This is a genomic window from Tenacibaculum sediminilitoris (assembly GCF_964513795.1).
GTDB classification, from domain to species: domain Bacteria; phylum Bacteroidota; class Bacteroidia; order Flavobacteriales; family Flavobacteriaceae; genus Polaribacter; species Polaribacter sediminilitoris.
Map to the genome: position 1 here is coordinate 335,013 of NZ_CAZEQR010000011.1, position 16,890 is coordinate 351,902.

A 16,890-nucleotide genomic window follows, 5' to 3' on the forward strand; every position below is an offset into this window, starting at 1 on the left:
TTGAGATTAAAATAAAAAATGGGGGGACTTTATAATTTAAAAAAATAAACGAACTCCTAACTTATAATTTCTTCCTAGGGTTGTATATCCTAAAGTTTCTTGATAATCTTCATTTAAAATGTTAGTTACTCCTAAAAATAACTTTACATTATCGTTTAACTTATGATTAGCTAAAAAATCCAACAACGAATATGACTCTAATGAAACATTCTCATAAGGGAATCCTCTAAAATCTGTATCATCTCTATCACTAACATATTGGTAATTTAACGACAAGTTAGTAGCTTTGATTTCATAATTTACTCCTGCGTTAATTTTATGCTTTGGAATTCTAATTGCTGTTTCTTCATTATTTGTGTAGGTATAATTAGTATTCAAACCTAAACTTTCTAATAATTTATAATTTACATTAAACTCAACCCCATTTACAACAGCATCACCAATATTGTCCATTGTATAAGTTGTAGGATTGTATGCAATTATATTTTCTATATCTCTATTAAAATAAACAGCATTAAGTACTAATGAATTTAGCTTATACTCTACTCCTCCTTCATAAGTTACACTCTCTTGTGGTTCTAAATCAACATTCCCCCAAGAAGCATATAAATCTTGAACAGAAGGAGCTATAAAAGCTGTACTGTATGATGCTAAGAACTTAACATACCCATTTTCTTGTTTTATTCTATAAGATGGATTCATGTTATATACAAAATGGTTACCATATTTATTATGGTTGTTCAACCTAACTCCTGCATTTACGTTCAAACCAAAATCTGATACATAAACAGCGTTCACATATGGGTCTATCAATTTTGTTGTTGGTTCCTCTGAATACTCAGTCTTCGTTAACTCAGTTTCTCCATAAGGAATTGAATACGTTTCAATTGTATTATGTTGAAAGTTAACCCCAGCTAAAAAGTATATTTTATCAAATTCATGCTTTAAAAACGCATCAGCTATATAGTTTTCACCTTTGCTTATTCCTGGATATTGAGTATTAACTCTATCTGAATCATACTTACTATAGGCCATGTTTATTTGTACACTTCCATTTCCGTATTCATATTTAGGAGATAAACTTACTCTATAACTTTTGTCTAATGAAACGTTATCAGCATCTGCGAAAGAGCCTCCATCATAACTATTCGTAAATTCACTATAACTTCCTAGAGTATTGATAGAAAATTTGTCATTAAACTTGTACCCTAACTTCACATTTGTAGAAATGCGTTGGAAAGGATCTTTTTTAAAAGTTTCTCCACCTTCTGCTCTTGCTGAAGAGGTTCCTTTTGTATCTAAAGAAGAAAAGCTTACTAAATAGGTAAAATCATTGATTTTCCCATTAACATTTGCTGAACTTTGAATGCTTGTACCACTCCTAGTGTTTTGGTCATTATTTGTTCCACCAAACAGCGATAATGCTACATTTGTTTTATTTGATGTTGCTTCTTTTAACTTAATATTGATAACTGCCGTTGCAGCTCCTGTTCCATATAAAGTACTTGCAGCTCCTTTAATTACCTCTATAGATTCAACATCATTTAAGTCTAACAATCTTAAATCAAAACTTCCAGAGCTACTTGATGGATTAGATACTTGAATTCCATCAATTAAAACGACCACTTCTTTAGTGCTTCCTCCTCTAACAAAAACTCCTAAAGTTTGTCCTGGAGAACTTGTGTTTCCGTTTATTTCAATTCCTGAAATACTATTAATTAAATCAACAACGTTTTTACCACTATTTCTTTCAATAGTTTCTGCTGTTATTTTATGAATAACTTTTCCAGAATTTTCCTTTTTTAAATTGAATTTAGAATCTGAAATTACAACTTCATCTAGTTGTATTGTTTTTTCTTGTTCTTGCGCATTGATATTAAACGCAAAACTTGATGTTAAAACACTTAAGTAAAGTACTTTTTTTTTCATTACTACTTAATCATTAAAGTTTAAAATCAGGAAAAAAATAAGCGTAGAAAAAACCACACCCAAACTTTTATCCCGAAAGTTCGAATTACATATTGAGTCTTGGCAGGTCTCCTGGCTTGCGTCTTGTAACTTACCTTCCCATTAAAAAAACAGTGGTTTAAGTGAATGTTACAAGCTTTGTAGCTTACAGTTGCGGGAACAGCTTCGGTTTTACACCGAATTCCCTTTTAATTTTCTTTAAAACGATACTTAAAGAAAAACCAAAAATCAAGGCAAATGTATAGTATTCTTATAAATTAGCAACCATCAAATCTTGATAATTTACGAATTTTGTTTTTAAGTTCTCTGGAAGAGTATAATACGCTGGATGAATCATTTTTGCTAAACATTCTATTCCTCCTACCAAGGTACCGGCAGACGATTGTGTAAACATGGCGAAGTCAGCAATATACACTTGTTTATTTTTTACAGCTCTCAAGGATTTCCATTCCTCTCTTTCTTCTAAAAACTTCATGTCTTCAAAAGTCCTATCAATTCCGTATCCGCAAGGAGCAATGATGAGTACCTCTGGGTCGTATTTTACAATTTTATCCCAAGAAATTACAATACTATCTCCTGAAGGATGCGATAATAAATCAATTCCACCAGCATACCCTATTTGATGAGGAATCCAATGTCCGCAATTAAACAACGGATCAATCCACTCTAATAACAATACACTTTTCGATTGGATTCTATGTTCACGCTGCACATCTACAACATCATAAATACGCTTTTTTAACCCACTCACATATGCCTCTCCTACTGCTTCCTGATTCATAGCTTTTGCAATAGTTAATGCATTCTCAAAAACATCTTCTAAAGAATTTGGTGTAATAGAAATTAACTCTGGAACCTTAGGTAGTTTGTAAGCTGATTTTGCCACAGATTCTGTATCTATCTGGCAAACATCACATACATCTTGTGTAAAAACAATATCTGGAGCTATACTTTCTAAAATAGGTTCATCTACATAATACAAGGTCTTCCCTTCTGCCTTGGTTTTAGAAAAAATAGCCGTTATTTCTTTACTCGTTAACACTTTTCCTTCTAACTTATATCGAACAGCTACGTCTTTTTCTTGTAAAGCAATTTCTGGACACTCAAAAGTAATTCCGTTTAAAAACTCTTGTAACCCCATATCATAAATCATTTGAGTTACTGCCGGCATAAAAGAAGATACTGTCATAATTGGTTGTTTTAGTTCAACAAAAATAAACAGTTCTCTATTTTAATTTGCTTTTTATTAAAAATCTTTCCAATCTTTGTGTCAACATAAAATGCTATTTCATGATCTATTATATCTCAGGAGGTGAACGCTCAGGTAAAAGTAGCTATGCTCAAAAGCTAGCCGAATCTTTATCTGACACCCCTATTTACCTAGCCACTTCTCGTATTTGGGATGAAGATTTTAAACAACGAGTTAATAGACATATTTCTGATAGAGATGAACGCTGGACCACTGTTGAAGAGGAAAAATGGTTGAGTAACGTAATTTCTGAAAAACAAACTGTGGTTGTTGATTGTGTTACGCTATGGCTAACAAACTTCTTTGTAGACACAAAATATGATATTGAAAAAGCACTAGAAATCGCTAAAGAAGAAATCAACAAGTTGGTTAAAATAAACGCCAATATTATTATAATTTCTAATGAAATTGGTATGGGATTACATGCCAATTCCGAATCTGGCAGAAAATTTACGCAACTACAAGGCTGGACGAACCAACACATAGCAAAGTTGGCTGATAAAGCTACTTTTATGGTGTCTGGACTCCCTCTAACTTTAAAATAAAACATGACAACAACAATAACTCCACTATCAAAAGATTTACAGAGCGAACTTCAAGAAGAAATTAACTTTAAAACCAAACCTATTGGTGCTTTGGGTAATTTAGAAAAAGTTGCCATGCAAGTGGGGTTAATTCAAAGTACTACTACACCTGTACTGTCAAAACCTACTATTATGGTTTTTGCAGGGGACCATGGAATTGCTACCACAGGAAAAGTAAGTCCATATCCTCAAGAAGTTACACAACAAATGGTGTTTAACTTTTTGCAAGGAGGTGCTGCCATTAATGTATTTTGTAAACAAAATAACATTCTTTTAAATATTGTAGATGCTGGTGTGAATGCTAATTTTGAAGCACATCCACAACTTACCAATGCCAAAATAGCAAAAGGAACACAAGATTATAGTATTACCAAAGCTATGACCTCAGAACAATGCCAAGAAGCTTTAGAAAAAGGAAGACAGTTGGTAAGAAAGGTGTATAGTGAAGGTTGTAATGTTATTGGTTTTGGTGAAATGGGTATTAGCAATACGTCATCTGCGGCTTTGTTAATGAGTTATTTTACCAATACACCTATTGAAAACTGTGTAGGTAGAGGAACTGGGGTAGATGATAAAGGGTTACAAACAAAAATCGAGACATTATGTGAGGTTTATAAGTTACATGCAGATGCTATTTCAACACCTATGGAAGCGTTGACTGCTTTTGGCGGATTTGAAATTGTAATGATGTGTGGAGCCATGTTAGAAGCTGCTTCCTTAAAAATGACCTTACTTATTGATGGTTTTATTGTTACTGCTGCCCTATTAGCAGCTCATGCCATGGAATCTGATATTCTAGACTATTGTATTTTCTGTCATAATTCAGGTGAACAAGGACATCAAAAAATGTTAGCCTTTTTAAATGCTGAACCTCTTTTAAACTTAGGGTTGCGCTTAGGTGAAGGTACGGGTTGTGCTGTTGCCTTTCCTATTATTCAATCGAGTGTGAACTTTTTAAACGAAATGGCTACTTTTAAAAGTGCTAATGTTAGCGAAGCTTAGTTATGATAAAAAAACAAATCCATTATTTTTTAACTGCTGTATTATTTTTTACACGAATTCCCTGTCCTAAATGGGTAAATCACTCACCCGAAATACTCAATAAAAGCAGTCGTTATTTTTCTTTGGTAGGAATTATAGTCGGGAGTATTGCCGCACTAACCTATTTTGCTTCTTCTTATATTTTTCCTACGGATATTGCTATTGTAATTAGTATGATTAGTTCTATTTGGATTACAGGAGCTTTTCATGAAGATGGATTTGCCGATGTATGTGATGGTTTTGGTGGCGGATGGACCAAAGAAAAGATTTTAACCATTATGAAAGATTCCAGACTAGGAACTTTTGGAGTGAGTGGTTTGGTCTTTATCCTAGCTATAAAGTTTTTAGCTTTATATCATTTACAAAACCTATCCGTTGATCTAATATTAGTTATTATTTCAGGACATAGTATTAGCCGATTTATCGCAACTGTTCTATTATACACACATGACTATGTAAGAGATATTGACAGCTCTAAAATAAAACCAACCACCAAACAAATGAGTAGTAAGTCGCTACTCATATCAGGTATTTTTGGAATAGTACCCTTATTTTTCTTTCAAAAACCAATGGTATTTTTAGTATTACTTCCATTATTACTCACCTATTTGTACATGGGACACTTTTTTAAAAAATGGATTGGTGGTCAAACAGGAGATTGCGCGGGTGCTTTGCAACAAGTATCTGAAATTGTTTTTTATCTAAGCCTACTCGCCTTATGGAAGTTATTTTAGTACGACACACAACACCTAAAATTGCCAAAGGTATATGCTATGGTCAAGCAGATATAGAGGTTACGACTACTTTTGAAGAAGAAGTAAGTAGTATTCTAAAAAAAGTTCCTGTTAACGATGCTGATGTAACGTATTACAGCAGTCCCTTACAACGTTGTAAACTTTTAGCTGAAAAACTTTCAGCTACAGTAATTTTTGACAACCGATTAAAAGAACTTGATTTTGGTGATTGGGAGCTACAAAAATGGAACGATATTGATAAAAAAGAACTCGATGTTTGGATGAATGATTTTGTAAAAACACCTGCTAAAAACGGAGAGTCCTATATCGATTTACATAATAGAACTACCGATTTTCTAACCGAATTAAAAGCCAAAAACCATCAAAAAGTCGTGCTAGTTACCCATGCGGGTATAATGAGAAGTCTTTGGGCTTATACGAACAATATTCCGTTGGAAAAATCATTTGAATTAAAACTAAACTACGGAGATACACTAACCTTCCACCTATAAAAATAGAGTACTATGAAACGTTATTTACTTATTTTTTCTTTATTACTTCTGTTTACACAATGTAAGCAAGAAACTAAAAAAACTACCGAAAAGAAACCTACCAAAAGCACTGTAAAGTATGCCAAGGGATTTGATATCATCTCTGAAAACGGAGAAAAAAAATTAGTGATAAAAAAAGCTTTTCAGAGCTCACACGAATATTTTTCTTACACACTTACTAATAAAACCAACCTTTCTAAAAAAGAAATTAAAGTTCCTGTTGAAAAAATAGTAGTTACCAGTACTACGCATGTTCCGATGTTAGAACTTTTGAATGCTGAAAACACCATTGTTGGTTTTCCTCATACCAAATATATTTCTTCTAAAAGAACAAGAAATAGAATAAAAGAAGGTAAGATTGTTGAATTAGGCTTGGAACAAGACATGAATACCGAAAAGTTGATTGATATTGAACCTGAGTTAGTTATTGGTTTTGCTTTGCATCCAAATACGAAACTATACCAAAACATCAAAAAAACAGGTATTCCTGTAATTTTTAATGGAGATTGGTTGGAAGAAACCCCTTTAGGAAGAGCGGAATGGATTAAACTTTTTGGTGCTTTATACGGAAAAGAAAAGGAAGCAGACAGTATTTTTAACAATATAGAAAAGGAATACCTAAAAGCGAAAGAAATTGCTAAAAGCAGCGATAAACAGCCTACCATTTTATCTGGAAGCATGTTTAAAGATGTTTGGAATGTTCCTGCGGGTGAAAGCTTTATCGCGACATTTTACAACGATGCGAACTTAAATTACTTATGGAAAGACACGAAAGGAACCGGTAGTTTACCACTAAGTTTTGAAAGCGTATTGGAAAAAGGGCAACACGCTGATTTTTGGTTTAACTGTGGCTTGTATGCTACCAAAGAACAGTTAACTACTGCAAACATTCACTACAAAGAGTTTGATGCATTTACCAATAATAAGGTATTTTCTATCGGACACAACAAAGGTGAAACTGGTGGTTTGATTTACTTTGAACTCTCTCCTGTACGACCAGATTTGGTGTTAAAAGATTTGATAAAAATTACACACCCTAATTTGTTACCAGAATACAAATTGACTTTTTATAAGGAAGTGGAGTAACTATTAAATTAATTTTAAATCCATCAACCCCGTTTTCAACTGATAAGAATTATATAAACAAACTCATACCTTTAATAACGTTAATAATATAAAGGGCTAAACCCCAAAAAAAAGACTTTGTTAAAAACTACAAAGGTTTTGTGAATAAGTATAGATTGTGAATACAAAATAAGCTTCATATATTTGACTTAACTTAAAATCAATAAGTTACTCCCCTACCTATTTTCTTAAGAAAACATCTAAATAAGACTTCTTACGTAAAATAAAATATTATTGAAAAGCTAAAAAGTTTAATGAAAACAATTAATAGAGGACACTCTGCAAAGTGTCCTCTATACTGACACGATAGAGAGGCGTGTTAAGTATTACCTCTCTACCAAATACAAATTTTAGTTATGTCTAAAACATCAAGAACTACAACTAAAACTGTTAGAGTTAAAGTAAAAACTTCTCAAGGAATAAAATATGTTCCAATGAAAGTTAAAACTACAACTACTACTTATCGTCGTTAAATCGATAAACAGCAACTAAATAATTGAATAATAGTATTTTATTTAGAATCTCAAAACGTCAATATTTAAATATTGACGTTTTTTTGTGACCGCAAATTAATAAAAATTTAATTATTCTACTTCTTCCGTAATGTTAAAACCTATTGAATATTTTACACTTTCAAGTATTCACTAATAAATTAGCTTTTTAAATATTGGAATTCAAAGAACAATAATTGATTAAAAACTCAAAATACTTAATCGAAAATCTCTGGTTTTCTATTCCTCACAAACCATACAAAAAACTACCTCACAATTGTTCTAAAAGTTAAGTTCACTCGTGGTCGGTGGACTTTTTTTGTAGGTGGTAACCGGTGTAACCAATGGGTTTGGGTTTCGTCTTTCATTACTAATAACGAACCGTGTTCTAATACTTTGTACAGCGTTTCTTTGGTCTGTTTGTGTTTAAAACCAAAGCGTCTTTCTGCTCCAAAACTCAACGAAGCAATCGCTCCATTCTTTTTTAAGTCTTTTTCTCCATCACTATGCCATGCCATTCCTTCAGAACCATCGTGATATAAATTCAATAAACAAGAATTATACGTTTCACCAGTTTCCGTTTCAACTAATTCTTTTAACGCTAATAGTTCTTTCGTAAATGGTAAGGCTGTTTTCGTAATGTTGGAATAGGAATATTCAAAGGGTTGTTCGGCATACCAAGCTACTTTTCGTTTGGTTACCATGCGTTTTCCAAAAATAATAGCTTCGTCGTTACGCCATTCAATAGAATTCAATAAAACCTCGTAATAATGGTCTGCATCCTTTTTTGGCAAAACTATTCCGTAATAGTTTACAGTTCCATCTTTCGGAAGTAAGTTTTTAGGAGTATCGTCAAATTGTGAGAATAAATCCACTTATATAAAAAAATAACCAGAATAAGGAGATGGACACGGAAGCATACAACACCAACCTGGTGTATACTCTCTTTTAAAAACATCTATCAATTCATGTAAAGAATTAAATAAAAAAATCATAATTAAAACTACACTTAACAACTTAAAAAGTAAGCTAGTTTTATTCGTTTTTTGATATTCAAAAGTTATAATATTAAAATCCTTTTCCATAATCAAGTATAATAAAAAAAGCTCCTGCTATTAACAGGAGCTTTTGATCTAATATTAATTATTATAATTTACATACCAGGTTCTCCTCCTGTATCGCAAAAACCAAAAAAATCACCATGAGCTAAGTGCGCTTTTAAAGCTTTTTCACTAATGGTTATCGAATGAACATTGCTAGGATTTCCTGGCGGTACGTGGCAGATAGTAATTTTTGAGTCTTTATCCTTTGAATCTTTACTCGTTAAAGTAGTTTGATTTGTTAACAAAGGAGCTAAAAAAAAGCTAAAGCTAATAACTAACGTTGTAATTTTCATATTTTAATTATTTAGGGATTGATTTTGCAAATATAGAAAAAAACAACTAATAAACAACAAAACTAATTTCTAAACTTATTTCGTGTGATAATATGTTTGAGCTTCTGTTTTAAATCAGTCCCAGTATCGTATACCATTTGTTCGTTGGAAGGAAAATTTACTGATGTTTGGTCTAGTAATTCTATAAATGATTTGTCCAATGCCCTTCTATCTCCATCATAATCAGCATATATATGTTCAAAAATAAACTCACTTTGTATAGGGAATCGTTGTAATAATTGATTCGTTCTATTATCAATATACTTTACAACTCCTGTAACTTTACTACTTTTAAACTGTGTAAACTCATAAAATTTACAACGTACTTTTTTAAACTTATCTATCTTTATCTTATTACCTAAACTATCTTTTACATATTTTCCATCTTTATCTTGAAGATATTTATAGCCATCTTTTACTTGTCTTTCTTTAATAACTTCTTTTTCACGTATTTGCTCTGGGGATATTAAAATATCTCTAAAATCTAATTCCAAATCAAAATCATATTGAATATTTCTATCTTTTTGAGCGTGATACTGTGTCCATAAATCGTCTAATCCATACGTATCAATTGCCAGTAAATCTCTTTCTAATCTTCTCGGAATTATTTGATTTGTTCTATTTCTAACAGAAACAAATACATAATCTATCCCTTTCGCGTGTGCTTCTTCTATTAAGTTTCTTGTATCTTTATAGTTAGGACTAATATTATCTAAATGTCTTAATTCGTCAAAAGCTCTTCTATAGTTAATTTTATTTCGGTCTCCTTCATTTAACAAGGCTACCCCATTTTCGTATAAATAACTAGCATAGTTTTCTTTTGCTTCAAGAATTCTATCAGTATAATCTACAAGTTTAAACTTAGCATTTCTTCCTGAAGACAGGATTCGTAGCGGTAACAATGGTTTTATTTGTTCTTGCCTATTATGAAGACGTTGATATAAATTATAAATTGTTTCAAGATTGTCAGGATTTTTTTCTTTCTCTAAAAAAGAAATTCTATCTAAATTTCTATCTGTAGCTTTTTTAAAAGCTTCTTGAAGCATTGTTACATATGGTTGATTTTTTTCTTTGTTTTTGTTTTTGGCTAATTTTTCAACAGATAATGAAATAGCCTTTTCATAGTTACCAGAATTAATAGCTTTTTCGGTAGTTTTTACACTACTACAAGATGCTAGTACTAGTACTAATAATATAAGTAGTAAAGTAGTTTTTCTCATAAAGTTTAAGTTTCGCAAGAAAATTCAATTATTGTGCCAAAACTAAGTATTCTTTTTAACTTAAACTTTATGAAAGTATACTATTTATTCAATTAACCTAGCCATGGCTATTTGAATGACCTTAAGGTGCTTTTCTTTGTTGGATGGATTGCTCTCTTTTTGCATTTGAACCATTTGGCGTAACAGGTTTATTCCTACTTGATCGAAATTGTATTGTTTGTATTGGGCACCTTTAGCTACAATATCTTCTGACAAGTTTATAATTGCTTCTGTATTATTACTTTTTCCAATCTTATCGAATGCTTTTTTATATAATGATTGAATTTTCTTGTTTGGGCTTAAGAACATTCCAGACATTACATTACTTGCAATAAAACTCAACTCATCATCATCGTTTTCTTCTAGATAAATACGTGTTAATGGTGTTGCTACAATCTTTTTTACCTCTATTGGTAATGTTTTCGATTTTTGAATCGCTAATTGTTTGTCTATGTAATACATCCCTACTAGAGATTTTCCTAAGACCGAATATGATTTACTTTGTAAGCCTTTTTCAAATACTTTTTTTAATGCAGGATCTGTTAACTTTCCTAAGGTTTCAATTGCCGCTGCTTGCACCAAAGTTTTTGAATCATTTTGGGCAATTCTCATAATTTGATCAATCACATTCTTTTTTGAATACTTGTTGATTAAGTTAATATTTTCCAACGCTAAAATTCTAATTTTATAAAAATCATTATTTAAAGCATCTGCCACAGCGTTAAACGCTTTTTTATCATCTTGATGTTTTGCTACTTCTAACAAAGCTTCTCTTTTATGCACATAGTTTTTTGCAAACTTTAATTGGTTAATATAATCACTCAATACTTTGTTTTCTAATATATCACATAACAACACTCCATCTGCATTCACTTGAATTAAGTCTGGTTGTTTGGTAAAAGAAAATGTAAATGAGGCGTCTCTTCCTTCAACAAAAACCTTATGACGTGTGCGTTTACCTCCTTCAAATACATCAATTGCAAATGGAAATTTAAACTCGTTAATTTGAGATTGAATAATATTTACAGTTACTGTTTTTCTTAGTTTATTATAATCGTAAGAAATTGATAATTTTGGATGCCCGCTATCAAAATACCACTGATTAAAAAACCAATTTAAATCTTTTCCGCTTGTTTTTTCAAAAGCTAAACGTAATTGATGGGCTTCTCCTGTTCCGTACTTATTATCTGTTAAGTACGTGTTTAATCCTTCGTAAAAAGCATCATCTCCTAAATAGTTACGTAACATATGTAAAATAGCACCTCCTTTATTGTAGCTAACTGCATCAAACATATCCTCTTTATCAGCGTAGTAAAAACGAACTAAATGTTTATCAAAGTTTTGTCCGTTTTTATAACCTTCAACATCTTCAAACAAATGTGCGTCTGCTTCATCTTTACCATATTTATGCTCTAACCACAAATATTCGCTATAATTGGCAAAACTTTCATTTACCGTTAGGTTACTCCAACTTTCAGCAGTTACTAAATCACCAAACCAATGATGAAAAGCTTCGTGTGCAATGGTATTTTCTTGTACATTTTCATCAATTAATTGCCCTGGTGTTTGGTAGGCTCTTTCTCCATGAATTACAGCTGTGGTATTTTCCATAGCTCCACTCACATAATCACGTCCAACAATCTGCGCATATTTATTCCACGGATATTCTATTCCTGTAATTTTTGAAAAGAAGGCTAACATTTCTGGTGTGTTTCCAAAAATATCTTTTGCATGCGCTGCATATTCCTTTTCTACATAATAATCTACAGGAATATCTTTGTAGGTATCTTTGATAACTTCGTACTCTCCCACTCCCATAAAAAATAAATATGGAGCATGTTTTTGTGTAAAGTTCCAGTAATCTGTACGGGTTCCGTTAGTATTTGTAGTTTGCTTCTCTAATTTTCCGTTAGACAGCGTTACATACTTTTGTGGAACAGTCATGTAAATTTCTTGTGATGTCTTTTGGTTTGGAGCATCTATCGTAGGAAACCAACAACTACTAGCTTCAGTTTCACCTTGCGTCCAAATTTGAGTTGGTTTCTTTTTATCAAAACCAGTTGGGTTTATAAAATACAAGCCTTTTGCCGACGTAATAGCAGCACTGCCTTTTTGCTTTACTCTTTCTGGTCGTGCTGTATATTTAATATATAATGTAAACTCTTCATTTCGTTTATAAGTACGAGGTAAATTTATAATTAACTCATAATCATCGTAATTATACTCTAACAGTTTATTATTCAACGTTATTTTATGAATTACCATTGCTTTGGCATCTAACCTAACCTTATCCGTTTCGTAAAAATGAGGTGTTAAGGTTACCCACTCTTCCCCATTCATTTCTTTTTCTTGAAAGTTAAAATCTACTTTTAACTTCGTATGAACTAAATTATGAACTTTATCTCTTTCAGCTCTATATACTTTATTTGATTGGGAAAATAAGCTTACTGTAAAGAAAATAGCGATAAAAACAAGGAGTTTGTTAAATTTCATATGTTTTTGTTTAGAGTTCAAAAATATGAAATTCTATTGGGAGGCTTGTTAATGAGCCGTTAAAAAGAAAAAGCCATCAGATAATCTGATGGCTTTTCTATATTTTCAATACTAATTTTTATTCTGTTTCTTCTGAAGAGCGATGCTTTTCATCAAAAATCATTTTGAATTGCTTTAAGTCTAAATTTCCAGCATCCATTTTAGCTTTTTGCATCATTTGAAGAATTTTCCCTGGATTCATATTTTCTCCCAGAACACGAGCAACTCCCACTCCCATTTCTTTTCCATAACCAAAAGCTACGATTTCGTCAATAGCGTCAGCATCTCCTGAATAGTAAATTGCTGCATTGGCTCCGTCTTTTTTAAACTTCATTAACTGTTTATAGCTAGATTTTTTTAAGATTGATTTTAACTTCTCTTTCTCTGCTTCATAACTAGCTTCATCTAAATTCTTATAAGGAACTCCAGTAATGTTTATTTTTTTAATACTTTCATACGCTTCTTTATCTTGTTCAGATGCCTTGTCCATACTTAACTGTAATACACTAGCTGGCACATCAAACGTAATAAAGCCTTCTTTTTCTTGGCTTTCTACCAAATAGCTTTGTAAAGATTCTGTTTTACAGGAAACTGTTACAAAAGCCACTAGCAATATTGAATATATAAATAGTTTTTTCATTGTTGTTAGTTTTTGATTAAAAGCAGCATTAACAAATTAACGCTGCCTTGTTTGTTTTATTTGTTTTTCTTTTCATCTTTAGAAAACGTCTCTGCTAATTTTGACATTTTATTGATGTCGATATTACCAGTTAACGAAACTATTACAGATTCTGGTGATCCACCATTAGAGTTTTTGTCTTTTACAAACATTAACACTTCACTTACAAAGTTATTATTTTTGGTTGATTTCACATAGATTTTTACGCGAGAATCTTTATCTTTTACACGCATTAACTCTATTAAGCTATTTTTCTTAATGGCAGATTTTACCATATTTTCCATTTGTGCAGATACTTTTGCATTTTCAGTAGAAAATACTTTTAATTCTTGTAAGTCTTGAATCATTTTAAAAACCTCCATCGCTTCATTATCTTCTGCTTCTACTTTGAATTTAGATAAAATTTCAAAAGCATCTTTATTTACTACCACAGATGATACTTCATCTAGGTCTTCTAATTTGTCGAACATAGACTGCCCAAAACTTACATTAGCTATAAATACGAATGCGAATAATAATATTACTTTTTTCATGATCTTCTTGGTTTATAAGTACTTGGTTTTACTTTCTTAATTAATTTACTGTGTTTATTACTTTGTTTACTGTTTTTTCATAGGTTCCTAAGTGTTCAATAGCATCATTTCCTTTTTTTAGGTTGTTTGAAACTGCATATAATGCATTGTTTCCTTTGTTTAAATTGACTGAAAACAATTGTAATGCTTCTTTTACTTGTGCAAATTGTTTACGTTGCTGATACTTTTTGTACTCTTCATTACCCATGAATACACTAAATAGTAAGACTACTGACGCTGCTACTGATAACCATTTCCAGTTCTTCTTAGTTCTCTCAGGTTTTAACTGAATGGTTTTCGTAAAGGTTTCGTCTTTACTCTGTTTAAAATAACCAAACATCATACTATACTCTTGCAAATGCGGTGCCACATCGTTTGATGTAAAATACTCTTGTAGTACTTGCTCCTCTTGCAAAGTTGTTTCTGCGTCTAGATATTTATCTAATAACTTCTCTATGTTAGCTAACTCCATAATTATGTTTTTTTATGAGTTCTTCTCTTATTGTTTTTCTTGCTCTTGATAATGCTACTCTAACAGCGGTAGGCTTCATATCTACCATTTTACATATTTCATCAAAATCATATTGTTCTATATCACGTAGCTGAATGATTATTTTTTGCTGTTCTGGTAATTTTCCTATAAGCTCATGTACTTTGTTTACACTGTCGTTATGTTCTACTCTTTTTTCTAGAGGTGTATCTTTCTCTTTATAATTACTATGAACCAATGTTAAATTACTTGCTTGTTTTGACTTTAATCTGTCATAACAGTAATTTTTCGTCATGGTCATTGCAAATGCCTCTACATTTTTATAATTAGAGAGCTTCTCTCTATTTCTCCACAATTTAAAGTACAACTCTTGTGTAGCGTCTTCAGCTTCTTCCGTAGAAACCAACAATCTTTTCGCTAAACGAAAAACTTTGTCTTTAAATGGTAATACAACTTTTAAAAAGTCCGATTGGTTCATGGTTTGGTTAATTTGTTCTGTAAGCCTATTAAAACAATCGCGTCTTATTTAACAGGTTTACATATCTACGACGACGCAGTTTCAAGTTTGTTACACGAATACTAAAAAAAATAATATTATTCAGTAAATTGCGTTGTTATTACAACTAATATACTCTTATGAAATTACTAAAAGCATCTCTTATCGTCTTTCTTTCAATTATACTTATTTCATGTAGTGAAAAAGACGATGCACCAAAAAACATTGAGGTACAAGATTTTGTTTGGAAAGGACTAAATGCTTATTACTTATGGCAAGACCTTGTTCCCGATTTAAGTGATAGACGCTTCAATAATGATAATGAGTTGTATAGTTATTTATCAGGATATGATGATCCTGCCAATTTATTTTATAATTTATTACACATACCTAACGAGTATCCTAAAGACCCTAATAGAACGTATTCATGGATTGTTGATGATTATATTGCTTTAGAAGAATCTTTTGCAGGAATACGTTTAACAAGCGGTTTGAAACTAGAAGGTGCTGATTATGCTGATGGTTCAGGTGGTTATTACGTATATGTATATGATGTGGTTAACAGTTCTAATGCCGATGCACAAGGTGTCGCTCGAGGTATGATTATTACTGAGATTAACGGAATAACCATAACCAGAGCAAATGTAAATGATTTGTTTGCCAACGATACATTCACCATTCATTTAGCTGATTATAATGGAGGGAATCCTGTTAGTAATGGGACAACAATTACAATAACTAAATCTCAGGTAACCGAAAACCCTATAAAAGTAACCAATGTAATAGTTGATGGTAGTCATACTATCGGATATTTAATGTACAACCAATTCTCTAGAAACTTTGACGGAGAATTAAATGCTGAATTTTCCAATTTTCAATCAGCAGGTATTACAGATTTAATTGTTGATTTACGTTATAACGGTGGTGGTTCTGTACAAACAGCTGCCTATTTAGGAAGTATGATTACCGGACAGTTTACAGGTGATTTGTTTGCTAAACAAGTATGGAATCATAAAGTGATGGAGGTAACAAACCCTGATTTATTGATCAATAACTTTACAGATCAGATTTTAAATAAAAACCCACAAGGGAGTGTGGTATTAGATGAAGCAATTAATAGCCTAAACCTAACTACTGTATATTTTATAGTATCTGATGATTCTGCTTCTGCTTCAGAATTGGTTATCAACTCGCTTAATCCTTATATTGATGTAAAGTTAGTAGGTATTCAAACTTACGGAAAACATGTAGGTTCTATTACCTTATACGATTCTGACGATTATACTCGTAATGGTGACAACTTAAAGAGTCATACTTGGGCAATGCAACCTATTGTGTTAGAAATTCAAAATGTAAATGGTGAAAATGCTCCTGAAGGGTTTATTCCTGAGGTTATTATTGATGAAGATCCAGGTAACTTAGGTGTTTTAGGAGATCCTAACGAACCTTTATTACAAAGAACCATTCAATACATTACTACGGGAGCAAAAGGAGTACCGACCATGAAGAAAGGAGTTCAATTTTCTCCATCATGGAATTCAAATATGATGCGCCCTGATTATAACAATATGTATGTGGAGTTGAGATAGAGAACTAAACAATATAAAATAAAATCCAGCTGAATAAGCTGGATTTTTATTTTAGAAAAAAGAATTAAACGTCATTTCGACCAAAAGAGAAATCT

Annotated in this window: 16 protein-coding genes and 1 riboswitch; of the genes, 6 read left to right on the plus strand and 10 right to left on the minus strand. The window is 31.7% G+C overall.

Annotated elements, in window-relative coordinates; genetic code table 11:
* Positions 1–36: 36 nt before the first annotated feature.
* Positions 37–1,929: a TonB-dependent receptor plug domain-containing protein gene (locus tag ACKTSW_RS05320; protein ID WP_408024234.1), complete on the minus strand. Its 1,893-nt coding sequence runs from the start codon at positions 1,927–1,929 to the stop codon at positions 37–39.
* Between the two features lie 84 nt (positions 1,930–2,013).
* Positions 2,014–2,209, minus strand: a riboswitch (cobalamin riboswitch).
* Between the two features lie 9 nt (positions 2,210–2,218).
* Positions 2,219–3,157 (minus strand): ABC transporter substrate-binding protein, encoded by a 939-nt coding sequence (locus ACKTSW_RS05325; protein ID WP_408024235.1) that lies wholly within the window; start codon positions 3,155–3,157, stop codon positions 2,219–2,221.
* 101 nt (positions 3,158–3,258) lie between these two features.
* On the opposite strand from ACKTSW_RS05325, the gene ACKTSW_RS05330 reads away from it, so the two are divergent.
* From ACKTSW_RS05330 to ACKTSW_RS05350, 5 genes are read left to right on the plus strand one after another with little or no spacing between them, the layout of a single operon-like run.
* Positions 3,259–3,762, plus strand: a complete 504-nt coding sequence (locus ACKTSW_RS05330; RefSeq protein ID WP_408024236.1) for a bifunctional adenosylcobinamide kinase/adenosylcobinamide-phosphate guanylyltransferase — start codon at positions 3,259–3,261, stop codon at positions 3,760–3,762.
* A gap of 3 nt (positions 3,763–3,765) precedes the next feature.
* Complete coding sequence (cobT, locus tag ACKTSW_RS05335) at positions 3,766–4,803, plus strand: nicotinate-nucleotide--dimethylbenzimidazole phosphoribosyltransferase (protein ID WP_408024237.1); 1,038 nt, start codon at positions 3,766–3,768, stop codon at positions 4,801–4,803.
* A 2-nt stretch (positions 4,804–4,805) separates the two neighbouring features.
* Complete coding sequence (locus ACKTSW_RS05340) at positions 4,806–5,576, plus strand: adenosylcobinamide-GDP ribazoletransferase (protein ID WP_408024238.1); 771 nt, start codon at positions 4,806–4,808, stop codon at positions 5,574–5,576.
* Positions 5,561–6,088 carry an alpha-ribazole phosphatase gene (cobC, locus tag ACKTSW_RS05345; protein ID WP_408024239.1) on the plus strand — a complete coding sequence of 176 codons (528 nt, stop codon included), beginning with the start codon at positions 5,561–5,563 and terminating at the stop codon, positions 6,086–6,088. The genes ACKTSW_RS05340 and cobC overlap by 16 nt, the downstream gene beginning before the upstream one ends.
* 12 nt (positions 6,089–6,100) lie before the next feature.
* On the plus strand, positions 6,101–7,213 hold the full coding sequence (locus ACKTSW_RS05350) for an ABC transporter substrate-binding protein (protein WP_408024240.1): 1,113 nt from the start codon (positions 6,101–6,103) through the stop codon (positions 7,211–7,213).
* A 796-nt stretch (positions 7,214–8,009) separates the two neighbouring features.
* On the opposite strand, the gene ACKTSW_RS05355 is transcribed toward ACKTSW_RS05350, so the two are convergent.
* The 8 genes from ACKTSW_RS05355 to ACKTSW_RS05390 all read right to left on the minus strand — a co-directional run bounded on the left by ACKTSW_RS05355 (position 8,010) and on the right by ACKTSW_RS05390 (position 15,188).
* Positions 8,010–8,618 (minus strand): alpha-ketoglutarate-dependent dioxygenase AlkB family protein, encoded by a 609-nt coding sequence (locus tag ACKTSW_RS05355; RefSeq protein ID WP_408024241.1) that lies wholly within the window; start codon positions 8,616–8,618, stop codon positions 8,010–8,012.
* 278 nt (positions 8,619–8,896) lie between these two features.
* The gene (locus ACKTSW_RS05360; RefSeq protein ID WP_408024242.1) at positions 8,897–9,139 is read right to left on the minus strand and encodes a hypothetical protein; all 243 of its coding nucleotides are present in this window, start codon (positions 9,137–9,139) and stop codon (positions 8,897–8,899) included.
* A 62-nt stretch (positions 9,140–9,201) separates the two neighbouring features.
* The gene (locus tag ACKTSW_RS05365; RefSeq protein ID WP_408024243.1) at positions 9,202–10,398 is read right to left on the minus strand and encodes a hypothetical protein; all 1,197 of its coding nucleotides are present in this window, start codon (positions 10,396–10,398) and stop codon (positions 9,202–9,204) included.
* Between the two features lie 84 nt (positions 10,399–10,482).
* Positions 10,483–12,930 carry a M1 family aminopeptidase gene (locus ACKTSW_RS05370; RefSeq protein WP_408024244.1) on the minus strand — a complete coding sequence of 816 codons (2,448 nt, stop codon included), beginning with the start codon at positions 12,928–12,930 and terminating at the stop codon, positions 10,483–10,485.
* Positions 12,931–13,048: 118 nt separating this feature from the next.
* Positions 13,049–13,609: a DUF4252 domain-containing protein gene (locus ACKTSW_RS05375; RefSeq protein WP_408024245.1), complete on the minus strand. Its 561-nt coding sequence runs from the start codon at positions 13,607–13,609 to the stop codon at positions 13,049–13,051.
* 56 nt (positions 13,610–13,665) lie between these two features.
* Positions 13,666–14,181 carry a DUF4252 domain-containing protein gene (locus tag ACKTSW_RS05380; RefSeq protein WP_408024246.1) on the minus strand — a complete coding sequence of 172 codons (516 nt, stop codon included), beginning with the start codon at positions 14,179–14,181 and terminating at the stop codon, positions 13,666–13,668.
* A 40-nt stretch (positions 14,182–14,221) separates the two neighbouring features.
* Positions 14,222–14,692 carry a hypothetical protein gene (locus ACKTSW_RS05385; protein ID WP_408024247.1) on the minus strand — a complete coding sequence of 157 codons (471 nt, stop codon included), beginning with the start codon at positions 14,690–14,692 and terminating at the stop codon, positions 14,222–14,224.
* A complete protein-coding gene (locus tag ACKTSW_RS05390) occupies positions 14,679–15,188 on the minus strand; it encodes an RNA polymerase sigma factor (protein ID WP_408024248.1) in 510 nt (169 codons plus the stop codon). Before ACKTSW_RS05390 ends, ACKTSW_RS05385 begins: the two co-directional genes overlap by 14 nt.
* 158 nt (positions 15,189–15,346) lie before the next feature.
* Here ACKTSW_RS05390 and ACKTSW_RS05395 point away from each other — a divergent pair, with 158 nt between their 5' ends.
* Entirely contained in the window at positions 15,347–16,795 is a 1,449-nt protein-coding gene (locus ACKTSW_RS05395; RefSeq protein WP_408024249.1) for a S41 family peptidase, read from the plus strand.
* The last annotated feature ends 95 nt before the right edge of the window (positions 16,796–16,890 follow it).

Coding starts and splice junctions, on each gene's coding strand:
- ACKTSW_RS05320 (WP_408024234.1), bottom strand. CDS start 1,929: ATGAAAAAAAAAGTACTTTACTTAAGTGTTTTAACATCAAGTTTTGCG.
- ACKTSW_RS05325 (WP_408024235.1), bottom strand. CDS start 3,157: ATGACAGTATCTTCTTTTATGCCGGCAGTAACTCAAATGATTTATGAT.
- ACKTSW_RS05330 (WP_408024236.1), top strand. CDS start 3,259: ATGATCTATTATATCTCAGGAGGTGAACGCTCAGGTAAAAGTAGCTAT.
- cobT (WP_408024237.1), top strand. CDS start 3,766: ATGACAACAACAATAACTCCACTATCAAAAGATTTACAGAGCGAACTT.
- ACKTSW_RS05340 (WP_408024238.1), top strand. CDS start 4,806: ATGATAAAAAAACAAATCCATTATTTTTTAACTGCTGTATTATTTTTT.
- cobC (WP_408024239.1), top strand. CDS start 5,561: ATGGAAGTTATTTTAGTACGACACACAACACCTAAAATTGCCAAAGGT.
- ACKTSW_RS05350 (WP_408024240.1), top strand. CDS start 6,101: ATGAAACGTTATTTACTTATTTTTTCTTTATTACTTCTGTTTACACAA.
- ACKTSW_RS05360 (WP_408024242.1), bottom strand. CDS start 9,139: ATGAAAATTACAACGTTAGTTATTAGCTTTAGCTTTTTTTTAGCTCCT.
- ACKTSW_RS05365 (WP_408024243.1), bottom strand. CDS start 10,398: ATGAGAAAAACTACTTTACTACTTATATTATTAGTACTAGTACTAGCA.
- ACKTSW_RS05370 (WP_408024244.1), bottom strand. CDS start 12,930: ATGAAATTTAACAAACTCCTTGTTTTTATCGCTATTTTCTTTACAGTA.
- ACKTSW_RS05375 (WP_408024245.1), bottom strand. CDS start 13,609: ATGAAAAAACTATTTATATATTCAATATTGCTAGTGGCTTTTGTAACA.
- ACKTSW_RS05380 (WP_408024246.1), bottom strand. CDS start 14,181: ATGAAAAAAGTAATATTATTATTCGCATTCGTATTTATAGCTAATGTA.
- ACKTSW_RS05385 (WP_408024247.1), bottom strand. CDS start 14,692: ATGGAGTTAGCTAACATAGAGAAGTTATTAGATAAATATCTAGACGCA.
- ACKTSW_RS05390 (WP_408024248.1), bottom strand. CDS start 15,188: ATGAACCAATCGGACTTTTTAAAAGTTGTATTACCATTTAAAGACAAA.
- ACKTSW_RS05395 (WP_408024249.1), top strand. CDS start 15,347: ATGAAATTACTAAAAGCATCTCTTATCGTCTTTCTTTCAATTATACTT.